Source organism: Acinetobacter sichuanensis (assembly GCF_003024515.2).
GTDB classification, from domain to species: domain Bacteria; phylum Pseudomonadota; class Gammaproteobacteria; order Pseudomonadales; family Moraxellaceae; genus Acinetobacter; species Acinetobacter sichuanensis.
Genome location: NZ_PYIX02000212.1, coordinates 1 through 610 on the forward strand (window position 1 = coordinate 1; position 610 = coordinate 610).

General features: G+C 41.8%; 1 pseudogene. It reads left to right on the forward strand.

Annotation, left to right across the window (positions count from 1 at the left end):
• Positions 1–610: pseudogene (locus tag C9E89_RS23090) on the forward strand (phage head morphogenesis protein); the annotation flags it as partial.

Below are 610 nucleotides of genomic sequence, written 5' to 3' on the forward strand. Positions count from 1 at the left end.
GGTCAAACCAATCAAGAGATTATTCGACGGATCAAAGGGACTAAGCAGCAAAACTATGCAGATGGTTTATTAAATCAAACACGCAGTTCAATAGATGCAGAGGTGAGAACAGCCAGAGCGCATATTAGTTCAACCACTTACTTAGATACTTGGATAGCCTTAGGTTATAAGTACACCAAAGATGTCGCCACTTTAGATGGTCGAACTTCAAAAGGCTGTGCAATGAAAGATGGTCGGATTCAAAAGATTGGTGAAGGTCATCAAAAACCACCTTATCACCGCCGTTGTCGTACCACTCAGATTGGCTGTAATTCAGATGGTGTAGTTGAAGGAGTTCGACCCTTTGTAGCAGATAAACGCGCTGTGAAAGATATTCCTAAAGATCAGCGCGTTGGCAAGATTGGTCAGGTTGATGCAAATACGACATATAAAGCTTGGTTTGCACAGCAAGATGAGAGCTTTCAACGCGAATGGCTTGGACCATTTAAATATAAGCTTTATAAGGAAGGTGGTTATCCTTTGGATAAATTTGTGGATCCACTGAGCGGACAGCCTTTTACATTGAAGCAATTAAAGGCTGTGGATGAAAAGACGTTTAAGGAGTTGGGGT